The 19,503-nt window shown below is 69.9% G+C and carries 16 protein-coding genes and 1 pseudogene; 8 read left to right on the top strand and 9 right to left on the bottom strand.

Going from position 1 to position 19,503, the window contains the following annotated elements:
* Window positions 1–332: 332 nt before the first annotated feature.
* Both D581_RS0114585 and D581_RS0114580 read left to right on the top strand, forming a co-directional pair.
* A complete protein-coding gene (locus tag D581_RS0114585) occupies window positions 333–647 on the top strand; it encodes a CU044_2847 family protein (protein ID WP_018957954.1) in 315 nt (104 codons plus the stop codon).
* A gap of 6 nt (window positions 648–653) precedes the next feature.
* The gene (locus D581_RS0114580; RefSeq protein WP_020679203.1) at window positions 654–4,733 is read left to right on the top strand and encodes a trypsin-like peptidase domain-containing protein; all 4,080 of its coding nucleotides are present in this window, start codon (window positions 654–656) and stop codon (window positions 4,731–4,733) included.
* Between the two features lie 554 nt (window positions 4,734–5,287).
* Here D581_RS0114580 and D581_RS0114575 read toward each other — a convergent pair.
* From D581_RS0114575 to D581_RS0114540, 9 genes and pseudogenes are all read right to left on the bottom strand, one after another.
* Window positions 5,288–5,644: an iron chaperone gene (locus tag D581_RS0114575; RefSeq protein WP_032752736.1), complete on the bottom strand. Its 357-nt coding sequence runs from the start codon at window positions 5,642–5,644 to the stop codon at window positions 5,288–5,290.
* 165 nt (window positions 5,645–5,809) lie between these two features.
* Window positions 5,810–6,061, bottom strand: coding sequence for a nitroreductase/quinone reductase family protein (locus D581_RS01000000137240; RefSeq protein ID WP_018957951.1), 252 nt, complete (start codon window positions 6,059–6,061; stop codon window positions 5,810–5,812).
* A gap of 51 nt (window positions 6,062–6,112) precedes the next feature.
* The gene (locus D581_RS1000000138610) at window positions 6,113–6,757 is read right to left on the bottom strand and encodes an SDR family NAD(P)-dependent oxidoreductase (protein WP_486585832.1); all 645 of its coding nucleotides are present in this window, start codon (window positions 6,755–6,757) and stop codon (window positions 6,113–6,115) included.
* Between the two features lie 124 nt (window positions 6,758–6,881).
* Window positions 6,882–7,013: a hypothetical protein gene (locus tag D581_RS1000000142095; RefSeq protein WP_018957950.1), complete on the bottom strand. Its 132-nt coding sequence runs from the start codon at window positions 7,011–7,013 to the stop codon at window positions 6,882–6,884.
* 408 nt (window positions 7,014–7,421) lie between these two features.
* Complete coding sequence (locus tag D581_RS0114555) at window positions 7,422–10,865, bottom strand: hypothetical protein (protein WP_018957949.1); 3,444 nt, start codon at window positions 10,863–10,865, stop codon at window positions 7,422–7,424.
* 15 nt (window positions 10,866–10,880) lie between these two features.
* The gene (locus D581_RS01000000137230; RefSeq protein WP_018957948.1) at window positions 10,881–11,225 is read right to left on the bottom strand and encodes a trypco2 family protein; all 345 of its coding nucleotides are present in this window, start codon (window positions 11,223–11,225) and stop codon (window positions 10,881–10,883) included.
* Window positions 11,226–11,370: 145 nt separating this feature from the next.
* On the bottom strand, window positions 11,371–11,622 hold the full coding sequence (locus D581_RS1000000141290) for a hypothetical protein (RefSeq protein ID WP_158688604.1): 252 nt from the start codon (window positions 11,620–11,622) through the stop codon (window positions 11,371–11,373).
* Window positions 11,623–12,287: 665 nt separating this feature from the next.
* Window positions 12,288–12,685: pseudogene (locus D581_RS1000000139680) on the bottom strand (transposase); the annotation flags it as partial.
* Window positions 12,686–13,248: 563 nt separating this feature from the next.
* A complete protein-coding gene (locus D581_RS0114540; protein ID WP_018957946.1) occupies window positions 13,249–13,674 on the bottom strand; it encodes a secondary thiamine-phosphate synthase enzyme YjbQ in 426 nt (141 codons plus the stop codon).
* Between the two features lie 74 nt (window positions 13,675–13,748).
* Between D581_RS0114540 and D581_RS1000000142090 the strand changes: the two genes are divergently transcribed.
* The 6 genes from D581_RS1000000142090 to D581_RS0114515 all read left to right on the top strand — a co-directional run bounded on the left by D581_RS1000000142090 (window position 13,749) and on the right by D581_RS0114515 (window position 19,498).
* Window positions 13,749–13,850 (top strand): putative leader peptide, encoded by a 102-nt coding sequence (locus D581_RS1000000142090; protein WP_316944177.1) that lies wholly within the window; start codon window positions 13,749–13,751, stop codon window positions 13,848–13,850.
* 346 nt (window positions 13,851–14,196) lie between these two features.
* The gene (locus tag D581_RS0114535) at window positions 14,197–15,087 is read left to right on the top strand and encodes an ABC transporter permease (RefSeq protein WP_026290516.1); all 891 of its coding nucleotides are present in this window, start codon (window positions 14,197–14,199) and stop codon (window positions 15,085–15,087) included.
* Complete coding sequence (locus D581_RS0114530) at window positions 15,060–15,980, top strand: ABC transporter ATP-binding protein (RefSeq protein WP_026290515.1); 921 nt, start codon at window positions 15,060–15,062, stop codon at window positions 15,978–15,980. Before D581_RS0114535 ends, D581_RS0114530 begins: the two co-directional genes overlap by 28 nt.
* Window positions 15,977–17,005, top strand: a complete 1,029-nt coding sequence (locus D581_RS0114525; RefSeq protein WP_018957943.1) for an ABC transporter substrate-binding protein — start codon at window positions 15,977–15,979, stop codon at window positions 17,003–17,005. Before D581_RS0114530 ends, D581_RS0114525 begins: the two co-directional genes overlap by 4 nt.
* Window positions 17,002–18,210: an LLM class flavin-dependent oxidoreductase gene (locus D581_RS0114520; RefSeq protein ID WP_018957942.1), complete on the top strand. Its 1,209-nt coding sequence runs from the start codon at window positions 17,002–17,004 to the stop codon at window positions 18,208–18,210. The genes D581_RS0114525 and D581_RS0114520 overlap by 4 nt, the downstream gene beginning before the upstream one ends.
* A 64-nt stretch (window positions 18,211–18,274) precedes the next feature.
* A complete protein-coding gene (locus D581_RS0114515; protein WP_026290514.1) occupies window positions 18,275–19,498 on the top strand; it encodes a flavin-containing monooxygenase in 1,224 nt (407 codons plus the stop codon).
* Window positions 19,499–19,503 lie beyond the last annotated feature (5 nt).

Below are 19,503 nucleotides of genomic sequence, written 5' to 3'. Positions count from 1 at the left end.
TCGTCGGGGAAGAGCCCGTCCCGGGCGACGTGGTCGCGCAGGTTCCCGCTCGGTGAGCGGGTGGACGTGCCAGTACCGGGTGCGGGGCGGTCCGGACGCGGCGCCGGGGTGTGGCTGCGGTCATCGAGATCGACCGTCACCACTCGTCCCCGTCCGGGCCGGCGGCGCCGCGGGCCCCTTCGCGTCCTGCGTGAGCCGGAAGGTCGGTCCCGGGCGCAGGGGCGTAGCAAAGTCCGGGCCGGTTCCCGCGCCGCCCGCCCGGGCACCCAACTACCCCACTGGAGCGCTGGCTTGGCCCTAAACTGTGATCTCAGTCAATCGAGGGGGGCGCAATGGCGGATCAGGTGGTGTCGTACGCGCTGGACGACGAGACGGTCGTCCGGTTCGAGATCGAGCCGACCGACGAGTTCCACCAGGTGAGCACTGCGGAGATCGTGGGCCAGGTCCGCGAAGCAGTACGACCGGCCGTGGAAGCCGCCCGCACGGTACTCGACCAAGCCGCGGCGCTCCGTCCTGCGGAGGTCCAGGTGAAATTCGGCATCAAGGTCAGCGGGACGGCCAACTGGTTCGTTGCCAAGGCTTCGACGGACGCGAACTTCGAGGTGTCGATGGTGTGGCGTCCGGCGGCGGCGGCGGACGGAGCCTGAGCCTAGATGAACGCCGCTGTCGGCTCGGGCCCGCGCCCGGGCACCGATGCCTGGGTGGCCGCAGCACATGGCTCCGAGCACGACGAGAAGGCGCTGGGTTCCGGCTTTCTCATCGACGACCACCGGGTCCTGACGTGCGCGCATGTCGCATGCCCTACGTGGGAGAGAACTCGTGAGTTGTGGGTGGCGTTCCCCAAGTCGGACCAGTTCATGGACCGGCGCTTCCGGGTGCGGGACGTGTGCGCGCCGGAGGCCCCGGCGAAGCGGCGCGCGCAGGACGTGGCCGTCCTCGTACTCGCGGAGTCGGTCTCCGGCGAGCCGGCTGCGCGGCTGCGGCGGCCCACGCCGTCCGCGCTCGTAGGCGAGGAGTGGTGGGCCTTCGGGTTCCCCGATGGCGACCTGTTCGGCAATTCGTCGGACGGGACGGTCGGTGAGTCGCTCGCCTACGGGTGGGTGCGACTCGACACGGCCTCGCGGTATCCCGTCAAGCCCGGCTACAGCGGCGCCGCTCTGTGGTCGCCGACGTATCAGTCGGTCGTGGGTCTGGTCGGGCAAGCCAGTGGGTCGGGTGACGCCCGCGCCCTGACGCTCCATCAAGCCGACAAGTACCTGCCCGACCAGAAGATCGCGCTGCTCGCCGACTGGTCGGCCGAGGCGGCGGGCGAGACAGCGCTCGCGGCATGGGGCTGGACGCTGGACGACGACCCGGAGGCGGGCCGGCACTGGAAACCGCGCGCCCGCGGCGTGAGCACGGACGCCGAACAGGGCTTCCGGTTCCGGGGCCGCACCGCCGCGCTCACCGAGATCATCGACTGGATGACCCGCACCGCCGCGCCGCGGAAGGTCCTGATGGTGACCGGGTCACCCGGCGTGGGCAAGTCCGCGGTGCTTGGGCGTGTGGTCACCTCGGCGGATTCCGGTATCGCCGAGTCGCTTCCGACGGACGACGACACCCTGCGTGCCCCCCTCGGCTCGGTCTCCTGCGCCGTTCACGCCAAGGGTAAGACCGCGCTCGAGGTGGCCGAGGAGATCGCCACTGCGGCCTCGGCAGCACCGCCCGAGCGCGCGAGTGACCTGGCCTCCGTGCTACGGGCCGCGCTGTCCGAGCGGCCCACCTCCGCACTGACGCCCTTCATCGTGGTCATCGACGCCCTCGACGAGGCCACCAGCGCGCAGCAGGCCCGCCTGATCGTGCGGCACATCGCCATCCCCCTGGCCGAGACCTGCGCCGATCTCCACGTCAGGGTGCTGGTCGGCAGCCGCCGCAGGGACGACGCCGGCAGTTTGCTCGACCCGTTCGGCACGGCGGTCCGCGTCATAGACCTGGACTCTCCCGAGTTCTTCGCCGCAGCGGACCTCGCCGCGTACACGATGGCCACGCTCCAACTCTTGGGCGACGAGCGGCCCGACAACCCCTACGGAGACGAGCGCACCGCACGCCCGGTAGCTGCCCGCATAGCCGAACTCGCCGAAGCGAACTTTCTCGTGGCCGGTCTCACCGCGCGCGCTCACGGCCTGCACGACGTCTACGCGGTCGCGCCCGCCGACATCGCCTTCACACCCACAGTCGCCGCGGCACTGCAGGAATACCTCGTACGGCTGCCGACCGTCGACAGCGCTCCGGCGGCTGATGCTCTGAGCGTCCTGGCCTATGCCGAGGCACCGGGACTACCGCTGCCCTTGTGGAGCGCCGCAGTGGAACAACTCACGGGCCACCACCTCACCGAGGAGCAACTCCAGTCCCTGGCACGCTCCTCAGCCGCGAACTTCCTCGTCGAGACCGGCGTGAACGACCAGAACACGGGCGTGTTCCGTCTCTTCCACCAGGCACTCGACGACGCGCTGCGGCGGAACCGCGCCCGGCTGGGGTTGACGGTGACCGACGAGCGCGCCCTCACTCTCTCCTTCATCGCCTACGGCCGGAGGCTCGGCTGGGATCGCGCGCCCGCGTACCTGCTGCGCTCCCTTCCCCGGCACGCCGTCCGCGGCCGCGTCATCGACGAACTGCTCACGGAGGTGGAGTACGCGCTCCACGCGGATCTGCGGCGCCTCATCCCGGCAAGCGGTTCGGCCTTCTCCGAAGCGGCCAGGGAACTCGCCCAGCTCCTGCGCCGAACACCGCAGGCCATCGACTGCGATCCTGCCCGGCGGGCGGCCCTCTTCAGCGTGACCGAGGCGCAGGAAGGGTTCGGACAGGTCTACGGGCCCCTGGCGGCGAACGGGCCGTACCGAGCCGAGTGGGCGGCAGTTGCTCCGCGCGCCGAGGAGGCGGTCCTTGAAGGCCACAGCGCCGAGATCCGCTCCGTGTGTGCCCTCGGCCCCGCGTCCCGCACCTTGCTCGCCAGCGCCTCAGGCGACGGGACCGTGCGGCTGTGGGACCCCGTAACCGCCCGGACAGTACGACGCCTCACACCCAAGTTCGGCCGTATCAGGGCGATGTGCGGCCTCATCGTCGACGGGCAGACGTACCTCGCTGTCGCCACGGACAGCGACGTCTGGCTGTGGAACGAAACCGGGCAGTGCGCCGCGGGACATCTCAGCGGCCACGGGAGTTCGATCCGCGATCTGTGCGCGTTCGACACTGCTGACGGCCCCCGCCTCGCGACTGCGAGCGCGGACGGAACGGTCCGCGTGTGGGATCCATCCGTCGGACAGTGCACCGCTGTGCTTTCCGGGCATGGCGGCTGGGTCGAAAGTGTGTGCGCAGTCGTGGTCGACAACGAAACCCTCCTGGCGTCGGGCGGGGACGAGGAGGACGGCTCCATCATTCTCTGGCGTCCCGACACCGGCGCACGTGTGCGCGTACTGGAAGGACACGAGAGTTCCGTCGACGCCCTGTGCGCCGTAGAAGTGGAGAATCACACCCTGCTGGCAAGTCTGGGCGCGGACAAGACCGTTCGGTTGTGGGAGCCGGTCAGCGGCTGGTGCGTACGCACCCTCCCGGGTGAGGATCTGGCCTTCACGCTGCGCGCCATCAAGGTCGAGGGGAACTCGCTACTCGCCGGCACGAGCGGCGATCTGGTCCGACTGCTGGACCCGGAGACCGGCCAGATCGCCATCACTCTTCAAGGCCACTCCGACTCCGTGGAGTCCCTCTGTGTCCTGAGCACCAACAGCGGAGACCTGCTCGCCAGCGGAGGCGCCGACCACACCGTGCGGCTGTGGGAGCCGGCGGCGCCGCGCGCCAGCCGTGTGAGCGCGATACACGCCCTCTCCCCCGCGCACAACGGCCACCGCGTGCTGGTGGCCGCGGGCGGCGACGACGGCGTCACAGAGCTGCGCGATCCCGGCACCGGCACGGTCGTCAGCGCGTTGAAGGGCAACCGCGACTGGGTACGCGCTCTGTGCCCCCTACGCCACCTCGACCGGCCGTACCTCGCCGGCTGCGGTGACGACGGAGCGGTGTGGCTGTGGGATCCCACGGCCACCTTGCCCCTGTCCCGGCGACCGGGCGTCAAACCCGCCTACACCATGTGTTCCGTGCGGGTCGGAGACCGAACGCTCCTGGCCGTGGGCCACGCCGACGGTACCGCATGGCTTTGGGACCCACTCACCAACGAGACCGCGCACTTCTCTCGTTTCCACAGCGGGATCTACGCGATGTGTCCCGTGGAACTCTCTGGGAGACCATACGTAGCAACGGCGACGGACGGGCAAGATGGTGGGGTGTGGCTGTGGGACGCCGTCTCCGGCGAACGCCACAAGTTGGTTGCGGCAACCGAGACTCTTGCCATGTGCACGCTGCCAGTGACCGGACGGACCGTGCTCGCCACCGCGCACGCGCACGGAGGAGTGTGTCTGTGGGACGCTGAGCGGGGTGAACTCGTCGGTGACCTCTCGAACCACACGGGCGCCGTCAACGCAGTGAGTGTGGTCGGTGAGGGCGGGCACCTCCTCGCCACCGCCAGCAGTGACCGGACCGTGCGCCTGTGGGACGTGGCGACCCGGGCGCCGGTCGAGGAGATTCCCGTACATCACCCCGCACTTGCCGTTGCATGGGTGGCGCAGCGGCTGGTCGTCGGACTCGACCACGGCCTCCTGGCGCTGTCGCTGGGGGATGTGGGCCGCTACACCGTCGGCCGGTGAGCCTGTCGGCGCCCGGCGCCTCCCGCCGTGCGGCCGCGGCGCGGCACGCCTACGGAGCGGCCTGCGCGATCAATCCCGTCCACGCTGTGTCCTGCGGCGGCATGGCGGTTTGCGGGCGTGATGAGAGCGAGGCTTGCCCTTTCCTTTCAGAACCTCGCTGCCGGGCAGGGTGCAAGGCCTAAGGGAGTCATCCTGAACTCGTCGGCCACCGATGTGTGGTACGGCCGGACCAAACGCCTACAGGCGGCAGCCTCGTCACGCAAGGAACGACAGTCGAACTTGACGGTCCGCGTTATCGACGTTCGTGTCCATCAAACTCCGTTAGGGCAACTCCGTAGGTAGCTGGCCACCCGGCGCCCACAGCCGCCAGTGCATCGTGTACGCCGGCTTGACGACCAGACAGGTTATTCGCCGGACCTCTCACCGCAGCAGCCAACCCGACTCCCGAACCTCATCGGGACCGATTCGTGCGGCGACACTGACCAGCGTAATCAACCTCACTCTGCGAGGACCGCCTCCTGTCCCACTCCCCACGCCTGCCAGGGAAGCCGGCCTCAATCGTCAACGTGCTTGCTTGATGCGCTTGCAAGCCGTGTCACGAGTTGGTCCGAGACCGGCTTGTGCGGCGGGAAGGTGATGCCGGTCTTGCTCGCTGTGAGGCCCGCTTCTGCGATTGTTTCGGCATGATCCGAGATCGCGGAGGCGAGGAAGTACAGCCCGATCTGCTTGCTGAACGCTGCGTAGCTCGCGACGACCGTGCCACGAAGCCTGAACCCCGGCATGCCGTACGCCACCATCTCCTCCGCATCCGGGAGGGCCCCGCGCAGGAGGTCCCGGAGGTGGTGGAGAACCGGGCGGAACGCCTCCGGCGCAGCAGCGATGTAGGAGTCGTGATCGGGAATCGTGGCCATGACCATGCCTTCCTCTCGGGAAAGGAACTCTAGCTGCGTCCGTTCGCCCGATATTGCAGGTGCCCTCATTCCCGCAGGTACTCCAACACCGGTGATCGACACCAGGCACTCACCAGGCGGCCACCTCTACCCCGCTCGCCCCTGCCCCAGCGCCCCGATTTCACGTCATGGCTGAAGTACGTAGCCGATGCGGAAGAGAGGGCGTAAGGGAGAGGTGAAGTCCGGGTGGGCCAAGAGGTTGGCGTACCAACTTGTTGGACGGCCGGAGGTGCCGCTGCAGAGATTGGTGCGGCCGGCGGCACGGTGGAAGAAGATCTCGATCCGTCTGGGCCGGCCGGTTCGGCGGCCGGTCGTGGTGATGTCGATGATGCCCTCGCGGGTACCGGCTGCTGTGGATATCTCGATGGCCGTGAACACCTTTGGGTCCAGGAGGCGCTCCTTTCGTGAAGGCCGGGCAGTACGGGCAGGTCAGGCGGATTCGCGCTTGAGGGCGGGGCCGAGGAGAAGTCCGCCGTCGATGACGAACTCCGAGCCGGTGGCGAAGGAAGCCTCGTCGGAGGTGAGGAAGAGCAGGGCTCGGGTGATGTCCGCGGGCTCTCCCAGACGGGGGATGGCGAACGGCTCGGCCGAGTAGAAGTCCGAGATGGGGGCGTCGCTGCCGGCGGCGGGCTCGGTGATGAACGGGGTGGCGATCACGCCGGGGTGGATGGCGTTGACGCGGATGCGGTCGCGGCCCAGTTCCAGGGCGGCCGTCTCTGTGAGGCCCCGGAGTGCCCGCTTGCTCGCTACGTAGGGGGCGTACATCGCGGTGCCGACAACGCCGGAGGTGGAGGCGATGTTGACGATGATACCGCCGCCGTTTCGGCGCAGCGAGGGGGCAGCTACCTTGGTGCCGAGGAAGGCTCCGGTGAGGTTGACGCCGAGGACGCGGTCCCAGACCCGGCGTTCGGTGGTCTCGATCGGGGCGGCGGGGTTCTGCACGCCGGCGTTGTTCACGAGGACGGACAGCGGGCCAAAGTGCTCCTCGGCGGCCTGGACGGCGGCGCTCCAGGAGCTCTCGTCGGTTGACGTCGAGGCGGACGTACAGCGCGCGGGCGCCGAGTTCGGCGGCAAGCGCGCGGCCCCTGCTTTCGTCGATGCCGACGATGACCACGTTGGCGCCTTCGGCCTGGTAGGCACGGATGTGACTGGCCGCGCTGTCCTACTCCGCCTGCGAGAGAGCCGAAGCGGTGGTGCATCAACCGAGGAAGCTGTACACCAGGCACATCAGGACGACGGAATTGCCCACCTCGGCGGCGGAGTCCGAGGAGGAGGCGCAGTACTCGTCCGCTCTGCACCACGCGGCCTCGCCGTTGGCGTCGCCGGACATGGCTCGTACGGTCAGACCGTGCCGACACCGCCCAGGAACGACAAACGGACCTGACGGTCGGCATTGTCGCGATTTGTATCCGCCAACCTCCGTTAGAACAACTCCAGCCCATCCGGATGGCAACGCACGCCGCTCCAGGCGCGGCCGTCACCTCGTGGGGTGACCACCACGGCTGAAGCATCCGCTCAGCATGCGGTGGCGGGCCGTTCCCTGCCGATCACGCAGGCGTCACAGATTGTCTATCGACCCGGATCCACTCCTGTCCGCCGCGACTGTCACCGACCCCCGCCTTCGTGCTCATTCCGAGAGTTGTCCAACAACCGGCTCGGCGAGCACGCACTGATGGAACGACCTGCCGCCCGCTCCCCGCGCCTCTGGAGATGCACCAACACGGTGCCCACCGCGAAGCTACGACGGCTCCTCGGCTGCCGCTGCCCCGGCCCCCTCCGTAACCGGGTCTTCCCGCAGGAGGTCCCCGGCGTCGTCGAGCTGCTCCTGAGGTAGCACTGGATTCGGGCGGCCGGACTGAGGCAGTGCAGCCGGCTTCGCCCCAGTGAGGTACCAGCGCAGCCGGAGGCGTGCCATGGGCCGGACCCGGGGCTCGGGCCCGCGCACGTCAATGGCCACGCGGATCCGTGGAAGCGATGCCATCAGGTGTCCGCCCCACAGGAAGGCCAGTACGGTCCGTTCCCACCGCCGCTGCCAGCGGGTGCGGTGCATCTCGCGTTCGCGCTCTCTCTCAATGATGCGCCGACGTAACCGGTCGCGTTCGTCGATGAGGGACTCGTAACGGGCGGCGCCTGTTCCTGCCATCAATCCCAGCACCGCGTTGACGCTGAGGGCCTTCATCAGCTGTGGCTCGTATCTGCCGGGCAGCCGGTCGGCCAGCGCACGATAGAACAGGACCGCCCGCGCACTGCACAACAGCGCTTCGGAATACCTCTCCAGCTCGTCGAGTACGGAGGCCTGCGCCAACAGGGCCCGGGCCAGCTGCGCCAGTTGTACGGAGTTGCGCTCCTCGGCCAGTTCGAGAGAGAGCGCGACGCATTCTTGCAGGACTTCGAGCGCACGAACGTGCTCGCTGGCAGCGGTCAGATCGGCCGCGTGATTGTGCAGCGAGTCGAGCAGGTCCCGCAGATGGGCGTCGGGCTCGGCCAGGGCGAGCCGACGCCTGACCTGGACAGCAAGGCCGCTGGCCCTCGCGGCGTCGTCGACGGCGGTGAACACCGCGGCATAACGGTTCGCCAGATTATGGAGTACCTCTCCGAGCACCTCGTCGTAACGGCTGGGCCGGTTCCGGGCCAGGCCCGTCAGGAGATCGAGCGCCTGCTCGCAGGACTTGAGCGCCGCCCCCAGTTCACCCTTCGCGGCAAGCGGGACGGACCGGTTGCTCAGCGCGACGGCCAGCCGCAGCCGGTGATGCCCCACATCTTCGCCACCCTCCTCCACCAGCAGTTCGCCCATCGTGACGGCCTCGGTCGCCGCGGCGAGCGCGTCATGGTTGAGGGCCAGTTCCGAAAGCGCCGTCGACCGAAAGCTCAGTGCGTCCACCAGGTCCTTCCGGAACTCCTCGGGGGAGCTGTGGGTCAGCGCACGGTAGATTCCCACCGCGCGACCGCTCGCCGCGAGTGACTCCTCCCAGCGATGTACCGCGCCCAGCCTTACGGAAAGCTGGTGTTCCGCGGCCGCCCACCCTGCTCGCTCACGGACGGGCCCGATGCGCCCGCCAGCCCGCCACAACGCCCGGTTCCGCCGGATCGCACGCAGCCGCATGGCGAGCCGGATGGCCTCGTCCCCCAGCAGTCGACTGCGCTCCGGGACGGCGGAGAGGAGCCGCTCCATCAGCTCGACCGGCAGGTCGGCCCGTTGCACTACTGCGCTGACGGGGCCCACCAGCACGCCGGGATTCTCGGACCGCACGGCGACGGTCACGGCCGGCACGACGATTCGTTCAGGGAACGTCCGGACCAGGTCGTCGATCTTCCCCGCGAGGTCGGGGTCCAGTCGGACCGGGAGCGCCGCCGCGCGGGCCAGGACGGTGAGCGGGTGTTCGGCCTCGGATTCCTCCAGTCGTGGAAGGAGCGCCGTCAGGAGATCGGAGCCGACGTGGACCCGCCGAGCCACGTGGTACTCACTCAAGCGGTCAGGTCCCAGCGCACCCCAGTAGGACTCGTTGATGTCGGGGTAGAGATCGCGCAGCCAGCGGGTCAGGGCGGTCAGCACCGGCTCGCCGAGCCCTGCGAGCGCGGGGGCGGTGGCCAACAGCCGCACGGCCCGCTCCCCGCTCCGTACCCGGGTGAGCGTCGCAAGCGCTACTGCCTCGGCAAGCACACCGGCTTCGAGGTCCGCGAGGGCTGGGTACTGTGCCGCTGTCCGCCGCCAGTAACCCTCCTCGTGGTCGAGCAGCAGGCTCTCGACGTCGATCACCGAGTCGGAGGTGCCGGAAATGCGGGGGCCCTGCCCGGTACCGGCGTTCAGCAGGTCAGTCAGTGCCCGCATCTGAAGGACGAGTGCCGAACCCGAAGAGGCACCCGCGAAATGTTCCGGGCCGGGAGCGAGCGAGCGCCCGGCGGCCTCCCAGTCGGTCTCCGTGTGGCCGGGAAGTCGAGCGAGCCGCACCGCCAACGAGGTCACCGCCGCGCGATAGAACTGCTGTCGTTCGGTAGCGCCCTGCGCCGCGTCCCGCAGCCGGACCACGCGGGCTCCGCCGAGAATCGCGGCGCTGCGGGGGCCATTACCAGGCAAATGTTGCCACCACTCCCCACTGCTGCGGGCAATGAGCATGAGGCGGACCGGAGCGTCCACCGGGCGCTCCTCCAGGACCCGGAGCACATCCGTGATCAGCGAGGGTCGGGTATCGGCGTAGTCCATGACGATGAGCAGAGGCCGATCGACCGCTGCGAGGGCTGTCAGCCCGCGCCCGCCTCTGGCACTCACCGGGTCATTCTCCCGGAACTGGCAGGCTGCCCACCCCTCGGCCGCGAGCCGTCGGGCGAACTCTCGTGCGAGCCGTGTCTTGCCCTGGCCGCCGGGTCCCACGATGAGCCGTACCGAGACGCCGTCGCCCCTGCACCATTCCCGGAGCTCGTCAAGCAGCGCGGTTCGGCCGATGAAGGGGACCGCCTCCGCCTGCGGCCGCAGCAGTTCGGCCGGGGAGCGCGGCAGCCGGTGCGGAGCCGGGGACTCGCTGAGGTGCAGCAGTTCCACCGGCTCCACGACCGCGGTCTGTCCGGTCCGTTTCCGAAGTACCTCCTGGAACTCCGGGTCCTGCAGCAGCCGGTGTGCCGGGACCGCATCGAGTTTGCCGTGGGCCCAGTTCGCAGCGTCCTCCGTGATGACGCCGCAGAGCACCCCGCGGGCCCACAGGGCGGCCCCCGACATTCCCTGCCACCCCGAGGCCCCCGGCCCATCGGGGACCGGACCATGCGCGCTGAGTCGCCACCGGTCGCCGATCATCCCGTCCCCGGGTTGGACGACACCGCTCACCTGAGTTGTCTCGATCGCGTCGGCGGTCCGCCCGGCCGCCGCGAAGCCGATCGCGGTGGCTGCGGTTTCCGGCAGAAAGGTGACCAGACGTCCGTACCGCACGGGCGAGTCACCCAACCGGCTGGGCCAGTGCTGGGCCGGCACCTCCAGGAGCGCCGCGTCCAGTCCTCGCCCCCGTCCGTCCCAGACGCTCATGCACGGGAGCAGTCCGGGCGCCTGGAGGGGCTGGACCTCGGCCCGGGCATCGGGCGGCACGGCGTGGGCCGCGGTGAGGATCAGACGGGGCGCGATCACATAGCCGGAGCTGATCCGGGTCGGCCGACCGTCGCACGTGGCCCGGACAGCCACCACCCGTCGCTTGTCCATCAGGCAGAGACCAGGTCAGTCGGACACAGGCGACCGGAACAGGCTGCCGCCCTCGACGGCGCCCGTGCCGCCGGGCACCTCCTCCGAGACCTGGACCGGCTGCCCGTCGCCGTACACAGGCGTGAGGGTCAGGTTGATGCGGTGAGTGGTGGCCTGCGACAGTCCGGCGCTGACGTCCGCCGACACCACCCAGGCCCGGAAGCCGCCCTTGGCCGCTACGTCCTTGCGCAGTTCGACCGCGAACTCCATGCCAATGGGTCCGACCTCGAAGCGGAGTTGCTCTCCGGCGCCTTCGACCGCTGCCCGGACCAGCTCGTCCCGGATCAGGCCCACCGCCCGGTGGAGTTCCAACTCGTCCACTCACACACCACCTCTCACCGCTGTCTCGGCGAAAGCATGTCGGACATCCTCTACCTCTGAGTTACGGTGCGCGCCTGATGTCCGGAATCCATGGGTTACGAGGCCGATTCCACATGCATACCACCACCACGCCACGGGACACAGGTCAATGACTGCCTTTCAGCAGGGCCAATGTCCACCGCCAGCCGGACAGGAAGCAGCAACGAGGGTCGATCAACCCGATGCCTGCGGGACCACCCCCACAAAAGCAGCCCTGAAGCCGGCCGTTCAGGCGTTCCGCGACGTGGGCGCAGGAATCACGCCCGCCGACCCCGGCGCCCGCAACCTGATCGACGCCTTCACTCACATCGACACCGAGTTCAAGGAAGCTGCCCGCATCGACGCGAAGGTCCTCCATGACATCGCCACCTCGAGAAACCCTGCGCAAGCAGGCCAAGACGCTCCACGTCCTACCGGCCGGCCTCTGCGAGTTCTGTGTCCCGGCCAAGGCACTGTGACTGCGGATGGCCGGCACCTCGTGGTGGGCACGCCATGCCCACTGCCTGCAGACAACTCATCACCCCTGCCACGTCCCGTCTGGGCCGGACAGGCGAAGTCAACCGAGATCTTCGTCTCCAGCCCCACGTCGCCAGCCGCGAGAAGCAGCGGCTGATGTCCGAACGCGACCGCAATCTGCAGGTCGTCACCTAAAAGAGCGTTTTGGCCTGGCAAGGGTGTTTGGTAACTGGCGCGATGCCAGTCGCTTGGGGCGGCCCGTGCTGGCGTGTGAGGATCCGCCTGTGGAGTGTGATGTGTGCGGGCGGTCGATGTGGCGGTGGCCGGTGGCGCCGACGATCTGGGAAGAAGAGATCTGGTCCTGCTTGTGGTGCCATGCCGCCACCCATGTGGGCGGCGAGTGGTTAGCCTCGATCTTTCGTGACGGCCCGTCGGTTTCTTCGGCGGGCCGTTTCGGCTATGCGGGTTGGTGGCTGCCACGCTGATGGCCCGGCTCTCGCGTCGGGTGGGCGCCGGGTTCCACGGCTCCGGTGGGGTAGTGCTGCTCGCAGGGACAGAACGTGCTGGTCAGCCGGGGTTGGGGAGAGCTTTGAGCCGTGCCAGGGCGTCTGTGATCACGTCGGTCCAGGGCCAGTGGCGTGCGAATCTCAGATGCCGACGGCGGGCAGTCGAGACGAGCTGGGCGGCGGCGGCGAACAGCCGGAGCCGGAGCCGCCGGGGCTCCCATCTGCGGGTTTTGCCGGTCAGGACGAGCATCGGCAGCCAGGCCAACAGGTCGAGGGCGAGCTGGACGGTCTCCAGCCCCATCCGGTTCTGCGCGGTGCCTTGGAGGGGCAGGTTGCGCAGGCCGGTGGCGCGGGCGGCACGGATACGGTCCTCGGCCCTTGCGCGTTGGCGTGCCGCAGTTCCAGGGCGTTCGCTGTGCCGGTGGTGTTGGTGGCGAACGCGGTGAGCCGGAGGCCGTCATCTCATCATCGCCGAGGAGAGGGGCGGGACAGGCGCCCCCAGCGCGTGCGGGAAGCGGTGGAGGCACAAGGCGATGGTTCGGAACCCGCGCACCGGGGTGGATGACCACCTGTCGCAGCAGGCGTGCGCCCCGCTTCCGAGGTCCGCCTGGTCCGACAGATGGCCAAGATGAGGGAGCTTCACGCTTAGGACGCAGCGATCAGTCGGTGGACTGCCCGCTCCGCGGTCCGCGCCCTGACGAGTTCCTCTCTCGTAGCCCTTCGGACCAAGGTCTCCTTGTGAAGACCTATCGGCCCGCCCCTCCCTCGTGTGCCGGCTCGCCAGCGTCACGGGCTGTCGGTCAGGGGCCCACTGTCCTCTGCCCAAGATCCGGGCCATACGCGGCCCAGCCGCCTGCAGTGCGGTCGAATCACGACCGTTTCCGCTGGTCAGTAACCACGCGAGTCGTGTACCACCAGCAGACGCAGAATCTGCTATCAGATGTGACACGCTCACCTGGCGCCCACTGGGGCTACTCAGTTGGTACGGCCGGAGGATCCCTTTACAGTCGCACCAGAGCGGCTCACTGGCCGAGAAAGCTCAGCCGCACCTGCCGCTCCGGATTGTCCCGGTTGGTATCCACCAGACAGACCGACTGCCAGGTACCCAGCTCCAGCCTGCCGCCGATCACCGGCAGCGTGGCATGGGGTGGGACCAGGGCTGGGAGCACGTGGTCGCGGCCGTGGCCCGGGCTGCCGTGGCGGTGTTGCCAGCGGTCGTCGGCGGGGAGCAGGTGGTGGAGGGCGGCCAGCAGGTCGTCGTCGCTGCCCGCGCCGGTCTCCAGTACGGCGATGCCGGCCGTGGCGTGGGGGACGAAGACGTTGAGCAGGCCGTCGCGGCCGGGCGCGGTGCGGTTGAGGAACTCTTCGCAGGCGCGCGTCAGGTCCGTGACGCTCTCGGCCGCACCCGTGGTGATGTTCAGGACCGTGGTGGTGAAGGAGGAGGACATGCCTCCATCTTCGCCCCACAGGAGTGAGACGACACGTCCACGCTCCGAGACACCATTGACCGTGTCCCTACCGGATGGCTACGTTCAGCGCCATGTTCCGATCAGCTCTGCTCACTTCGCGCGGTCACATCGACCTGCTGCGAGTGGCTTCCGCCGCGTGTTGTCGCGGCTGCTGACGTTCTCCCAGCGACTTCCGGAGCGTTTCCCACCGCGGTTTCCCACCGTACGGCTATGCCTGCGGTACTCCGTCGTTCGCCCTTCCGTAGTCGTGTCGTCGGTCGCCTAGGCGCATAGTCGCCTCCGGCTCCGTGCCGCCTCGCGTCCGCGGAGGGCGCCGTGGTTGCTCCTTCCTTCCGCCGCCACCGTCGGACCGCCTCCCGGTCGGTCGTGGCGCGTGGGCGCGTGGGTACGGGGTGTCCCGGCATGCCCGCGGCCGCCCCCGTCTCCTCACTTCTTCGCGCCGCTCCCCCTTCCCTCCTCGAACTTTCGCCGCGCATCCGTGCGCCCTTCCGTGGAGCCCTCATGACCGTCAGCCATGCGCCACCACCCCCAGGCCTGTCCGTTGCCCCAAAGAAATCCTCCGCGCCGAGCCGTACGCCGCCCGATCTGGAGGCGGTCGTTCCGGCGTCCGTCCGGCGGTCTCGGCTACGGGCCGCTCCGCGGTGGGCGCGGCGAGCGGTGGGGCCGTTGCTGCTGCTCGCGTTGTGGCAGGTGTCCAGCGCCACCGGGGTGCTGGAGCCCGATGTGCTCGCCTCGCCCGGGACCATCGCCCGGGCGGGCGCCGATCTGGTGGCCGACGGGACGCTCCCCGCCGCGATGGGGGTCTCGCTCCAGCGGGTCGTCGTGGGGCTCCTGCTCGGGGGAGTCGTCGGGACGCTGCTCGCGCTCGTGTCGGGGCTGTCACGGCTCGGTGAGGACCTGGTCGACGCGACCGTGCAGATGCTGCGCACGGTGCCCTGGGTGGGGCTGATCCCGCTGTTCATCATCTGGCTCGGGATCGGCGAGGCACCGAAGGTGGCCCTCATCGCGCTCGGGGTGGCCTTCCATCTGTATCTCAACGTCTATGCGGGAATCCGCGGCGTTGACGCCCAACTCATCGAAGCAGGCGAGTCGTTGGGGCTCGGTCGGTGGGGACTGGTGCGGCATGTGGTGCTGCCGGGTGCGCTGCCCGGGGCCATGACCGGGCTGCGGTACTCGCTGGCGACGGCCTGGCTCGCGCTCGTCTTCGGTGAGTCGATCAACGCCGATGCCGGGATCGGGTTCCTCATGAACCAGGCCCGCGAGTTCTTCCGGACCGACGTGATCGTCGTCTGTCTCGTCGTGTACGCCTTCCTCGGCCTTACCGCCGACGTCATCGTCCGGATCCTCGAAAGGCTGCTGCTGCAATGGCGACCGACCTTCACCGGCCAGTGAAAGACGACCTCGCCCCCGGCCCGCCGACCGCGGCGCCGGACGGCGCTCCGGAGGCCGCCGTGCGGGTCGAAGGGCTCACCCGGGCCTTCGACGGCCGGCCGGTCATCGATGACCTCGATCTCACCCTGAGGGCAGGTGAGTTCACCGCTCTGCTCGGGCGCAGCGGCTGCGGCAAGTCGACGCTGCTGCGGGTGCTCGCCGGGCTCGACCGGGAGATCTCGGGCACCGCCCTGGTGCCGCGCCGGCGCGCGGTCGCCTTCCAGGCCCCACGGTTGATGCCCTGGAAGAAGGTCTGGCGCAACATACTGCTCGGTCTGCCGGGCAAGCCCGGACGCCGCGTTGCCGAGCGGGCGTTGGCGGAGGTCGGTCTGGCGGAGCGGGCCGGGGCGTGGCCCAGGACGCTGTCCGGCGGTGAGGCGCAGCGCGCTTCGCTGGCCAGAGCCCTGGTGCGCGAGCCCGATCTGCTGCTGCTCGACGAGCCCTTCGGCGCGCTGGACGCCCTGACCCGGATCAAGGCCCAGCAGCTCGTCGCGGAGCTCTGGCAGCGGCGCGGCTGCGCCGTACTGCTGGTCACCCATGACGTGGACGAGGCCCTGCTGCTGGCCGACCGGGCGCTGGTGATGCGGGACGGGCGGATCGCGTACGACACGCCTGTCGCGCTGGACCGGCCCCGCGGGGTCGGCTCCCCCGGCTTCACCGACCTGCGCTCCCGCCTGCTGACCGAACTGGGTGTCGGGAGCGGTGGCGGCGTCGAAGGGGAGGGCCCTGGCCGCGGTGAGCCGGACGCCACCGCCGGCGCGAAGCCGTCCGTGACCGCCGCCCCGCCCGGACCCGGACCGACGAAGCGCCCCGCCGCATCATCCGCGCACACCCGCCACGGAGAGGCCTCATGAAACGCCGTGCCCTGCCTGCCCTGCTCCTCCCGCTCGCCCTGCTCCTGTCCGCGTGCGGCGGTTCCTCCTCCGCGAACTCGGGTGGCAGCACAGACGGAACGGGCAGCCTTACGCTCAACGTCGGCGATCAGAAGGGTGGTTACGAGGCGATCCTGCGGGCCTCCGGGGAGCTCGACGACCTCGGCTACCGCATCGAGTGGTCCACCTTCACCTCGGGCCTGCCCCTGCTGGAGGCCGTGAGCGCCGGCGCGGTGGACATCGGGGGCGTCGGCAACACGCCGCCCGTCTTCGCCGCGGGGGCCGACTCGAACATCACCGTCGTCGGCGCCACGCACGGCTCGTCGGCCGGTGAGGTCATCGTCGTGCCCGAGGACTCGCCGCTGGAGAGGCCCGCCCAGCTCAAGGGCGCGTCCATCGCCGTGGCACAGGGCAGTTCGGCCCACTTCCAGCTGGTCGCCTCGCTCAAGAAGGCCGGCCTCGGGATAGCGGACGTGAGGTTGAACTACCTTCAGCCCGCCGACGCACTCGCCGCGTTCAGCCGGGGCAAGGTCGACGCCTGGGCGATCTGGGACCCGTACACCTCGCAGGTCCTGCGCACGACGGACGCCCGGGTCCTCACCACCGGCGAAGGCGTCGTCAACGGCCTCGGCTTTCAGGTCGCCTCACCCGTGTCGCTCAAGGACGGGAAGAAGTCGCAGGCCATCGGCGACCTGCTCGTCCGGCTGGAGCGGGCCCAGAAGTGGGTCTTCGAGCACCCGGAGGAGTGGGCGAAGGTCTGGGCGAAGGAGACCGGGCTGCCCTACGAGGTGGCGTTGGACGCCGTGAAGCTCAGTTACGGCACTCGTGTCCCGGTCGCGATTGACGCCGCGGCCATCGCCTCCGAGCAGGAGATCGCCGACACCTTCGCCGAACTGAAGCTGATACCGAGGCGGTTCGACTTCGAGGACTACGTCGACACCCGGTTCAACCGCGACCTCCCCGCTTCCTCCACCGCACCGCGCTCCTACGGAAAGGCCTCATCGTGAACGTCCATCTGCACTGGTTCCTGCCCACCGGTGGCGACGGCCGGACGCTCGTCGACCGGCACGCCTACACCGACGGCGGCATCAAACGCGACCGGATCACCCCGGTGAGGGGGGTGCGGGCCCCGGACATCGAGTATCTGGTCCAGATCGCCAAGGCGGCCGAGCAGTTGGGCTTCGAGGCCGTGCTGACGCCCACGGGCACCTGGTGCGAGGACGCCTGGCTGACCACGGTGGCGCTCGCCCAGCACACCGAGCGGCTGAAGTTCCTCGTGGCGTTCCGGCCGGGGGTCATCTCCCCGGTGCTCGCCGCCCAGATGGCCTCCACGTATCAGCGGATCACCCGGGGGCGGCTGCTGCTCAACGTGGTGACCGGGGGCGATTCCACGGAGCAGCGGCGGTTCGGGGACCACCTGGACCACGACCGGCGCTATGCGCGGACCGCGGAGTTCCTGTCGGTGGTGCGGGGCGTCTGGAGTGGGCAGCCGTACGACTTCGACGGTGCGCACTACCAGGTGGAGGGCGGTCTGACCGCGCTGCCGCCGGACCCGCTGCCGGAGATCTTCTTCGGCGGGTCCTCGGCCGCCGCGGGGCCGGTGGCCGCGGCCCATTCCGATGTCTACCTGACCTGGGGCGAGCCGCCGGCCGCGGTGAAGGAGAAGATCGACTGGATTCGCGACCTGGCGGAGGCGCAGGGTCGCACGGTCCGGTTCGGCATCCGGCTGCACACCATTTCGCGGGATTCGTCGGCCGAGGCGTGGGCCACCGCCGACCGGCTGCTGGGCGACCTCGACCCGGAGACGATCGCGGCGGCGCAGCAGGCGCTGGGACGGAGCGAGTCGGTCGGTCAGCAGCGGATGCTGGCCCTGCACGGCGGTTCGCGGAACGACCTGGAGATCGCGCCGAATCTCTGGGCAGGGGTCGGTCTGGTGCGCGGCGGGGCCGGGACCGCACTGGTGGGCAGCCATGCCGAGGTCGCGGACCGGATCGAGGAGTACCACGCGCTGGGCGTGGAGCACTTCGTGCTCTCCGGGTATCCGCATCTGGAGGAGGCGTACTGGTTCGGCGAGGGGGTCACCCCCGAGCTGGCCCGGCGCGGACTGCTGTCGACCGTGCCCCCGTCCCCGCTGCTGAGTGCGAACGGCGCCGGGCCCCGGCCCGCCACGGCTTCGGGTGGAGCATCCCTGCTGGTCGCCGGGGGGCGCTGAGCCTCGCGGTGCTGCTGGTCGGGGGCCCGGGAAGATCCCGGACCCCCGACGAGTTAGTAGAAGCGTGAACATTTCTGGGGTGCGTGAGCTGGACGTGGTCGTGATCGGCGCGGGTCAGGCGGGGCTGTCCGCCGCCCACCACCTGCGCCGCGTCGGACTGGAGCCGGACGTCGGCTTCGTCGTGCTGGACCACGCGCCCCGGCCGGGCGGCGCGTGGCAGTTCCGCTGGCCCTCGCTGACGTACGGCAAGGTCCACGGGATGCACGCGCTGCCGGGCATGGAACTGACCGGAGCCGACCCCGACCGGCCCTCGTCGGAGGTGATCGGCGCGTATTTCGCCGCGTACGAGGAGCGCTTCGGCCTGCGGGTCCACCGCCCGGTGGAGGTGAGCGCCGTACGGGAGGGGAGCCGCGGGCGGCTGTTGGTGGAGACGTCCGAGGGGGCATACGCCCCGCGGGCCGTGATCAACGCGACCGGCACCTGGGACCGGCCTTTCTGGCCGCGCTACCCGGGCCAGGAGACCTTCCGGGGGCGGCAGTTGCACACGGCGAACTACCCGGGGCCGGAGGAGTTCGCGGGCCTGCGCGTCATCGTCGTCGGGGGCGGCGCCTCCGGTACGCAGCATCTGATGGAGATCGCCGGGCACGCGGCCGACACCTTCTGGGTGACCCGGAGCGAACCGGTCTTCCGCGAGGGGCCGTTCACCGAGGAGTGGGGGCGGGCGGCTGTGGCGATGGTGGAGGAGCGGGTGCGCAAGGGGCTGCCGCCGCGGAGCGTGGTCAGCGTGACCGGGCTGCCGATGACCGATGCGGTGCGGCGGGCCCGGGAGCAGGGGGTGCTGGACCGGCTGCCGATGTTCGACCGGATCACGCCGAGCGGCGTGGCCTGGGACGACGGTCGGGTCGTCGAGGCCGATGTGATCCTGTGGGCCACTGGGTTCCGGCCCGCCGTGGACCATCTGGCACCGCTGAAGCTGCGCGAGCCGGGCGGCGGCATCCGGGCCGAGGACACTTGCGCCGTACGCGACGGGCGCATCCATCTCGTGGGGTACGGCCCGTCCGCCAGCACCATCGGCGCGAACCGCGCGGGCCGGGCGGCGGTCCGGTCGGTCATGCGGCTGCTGAAGGAGACGGGCGAGAAGAGCGGCGACGAGCCGCCGGACCGGGAAGCCGACAGCGGGCAGACCGACCGGGAAGCCGACGGCCGGCAGACCGACCGGGAAGCCGACAGCGGGCGGGCGGACCGGGAAGCAGGGGCGGTCGTCGCCGTTCCGGTCACCGGGGGCTGAGCGCT

The sequence above is a fragment of the Streptomyces sp. CNB091 genome, assembly GCF_000377965.1.
This window is presented reverse-complemented; position numbering and strand designations above follow the sequence as displayed.

Bases quoted from the DNA above. Each gene is read 5' to 3' on its own strand.
- D581_RS0114535 (WP_026290516.1), top strand. From the start codon at position 14,197: ATGACCGTCAGCCATGCGCCACCACCCCCAGGCCTGTCCGTTGCCCCA.
- D581_RS0114575 (WP_032752736.1), bottom strand. From the start codon at position 5,644: ATGGCCACGATTCCCGATCACGACTCCTACATCGCTGCTGCGCCGGAG.
- D581_RS0114555 (WP_018957949.1), bottom strand. From the start codon at position 10,865: ATGGACAAGCGACGGGTGGTGGCTGTCCGGGCCACGTGCGACGGTCGG.
- D581_RS0114585 (WP_018957954.1), top strand. From the start codon at position 333: ATGGCGGATCAGGTGGTGTCGTACGCGCTGGACGACGAGACGGTCGTC.
- D581_RS1000000141290 (WP_158688604.1), bottom strand. From the start codon at position 11,622: ATGGAGGACCTTCGCGTCGATGCGGGCAGCTTCCTTGAACTCGGTGTC.
- D581_RS0114530 (WP_026290515.1), top strand. From the start codon at position 15,060: ATGGCGACCGACCTTCACCGGCCAGTGAAAGACGACCTCGCCCCCGGC.
- D581_RS0114580 (WP_020679203.1), top strand. From the start codon at position 654: ATGAACGCCGCTGTCGGCTCGGGCCCGCGCCCGGGCACCGATGCCTGG.
- D581_RS1000000142090 (WP_316944177.1), top strand. From the start codon at position 13,749: ATGGCTACGTTCAGCGCCATGTTCCGATCAGCTCTGCTCACTTCGCGC.
- D581_RS0114540 (WP_018957946.1), bottom strand. From the start codon at position 13,674: ATGTCCTCCTCCTTCACCACCACGGTCCTGAACATCACCACGGGTGCG.
- D581_RS1000000142095 (WP_018957950.1), bottom strand. From the start codon at position 7,013: ATGTCCGGCGACGCCAACGGCGAGGCCGCGTGGTGCAGAGCGGACGAG.
- D581_RS0114525 (WP_018957943.1), top strand. From the start codon at position 15,977: ATGAAACGCCGTGCCCTGCCTGCCCTGCTCCTCCCGCTCGCCCTGCTC.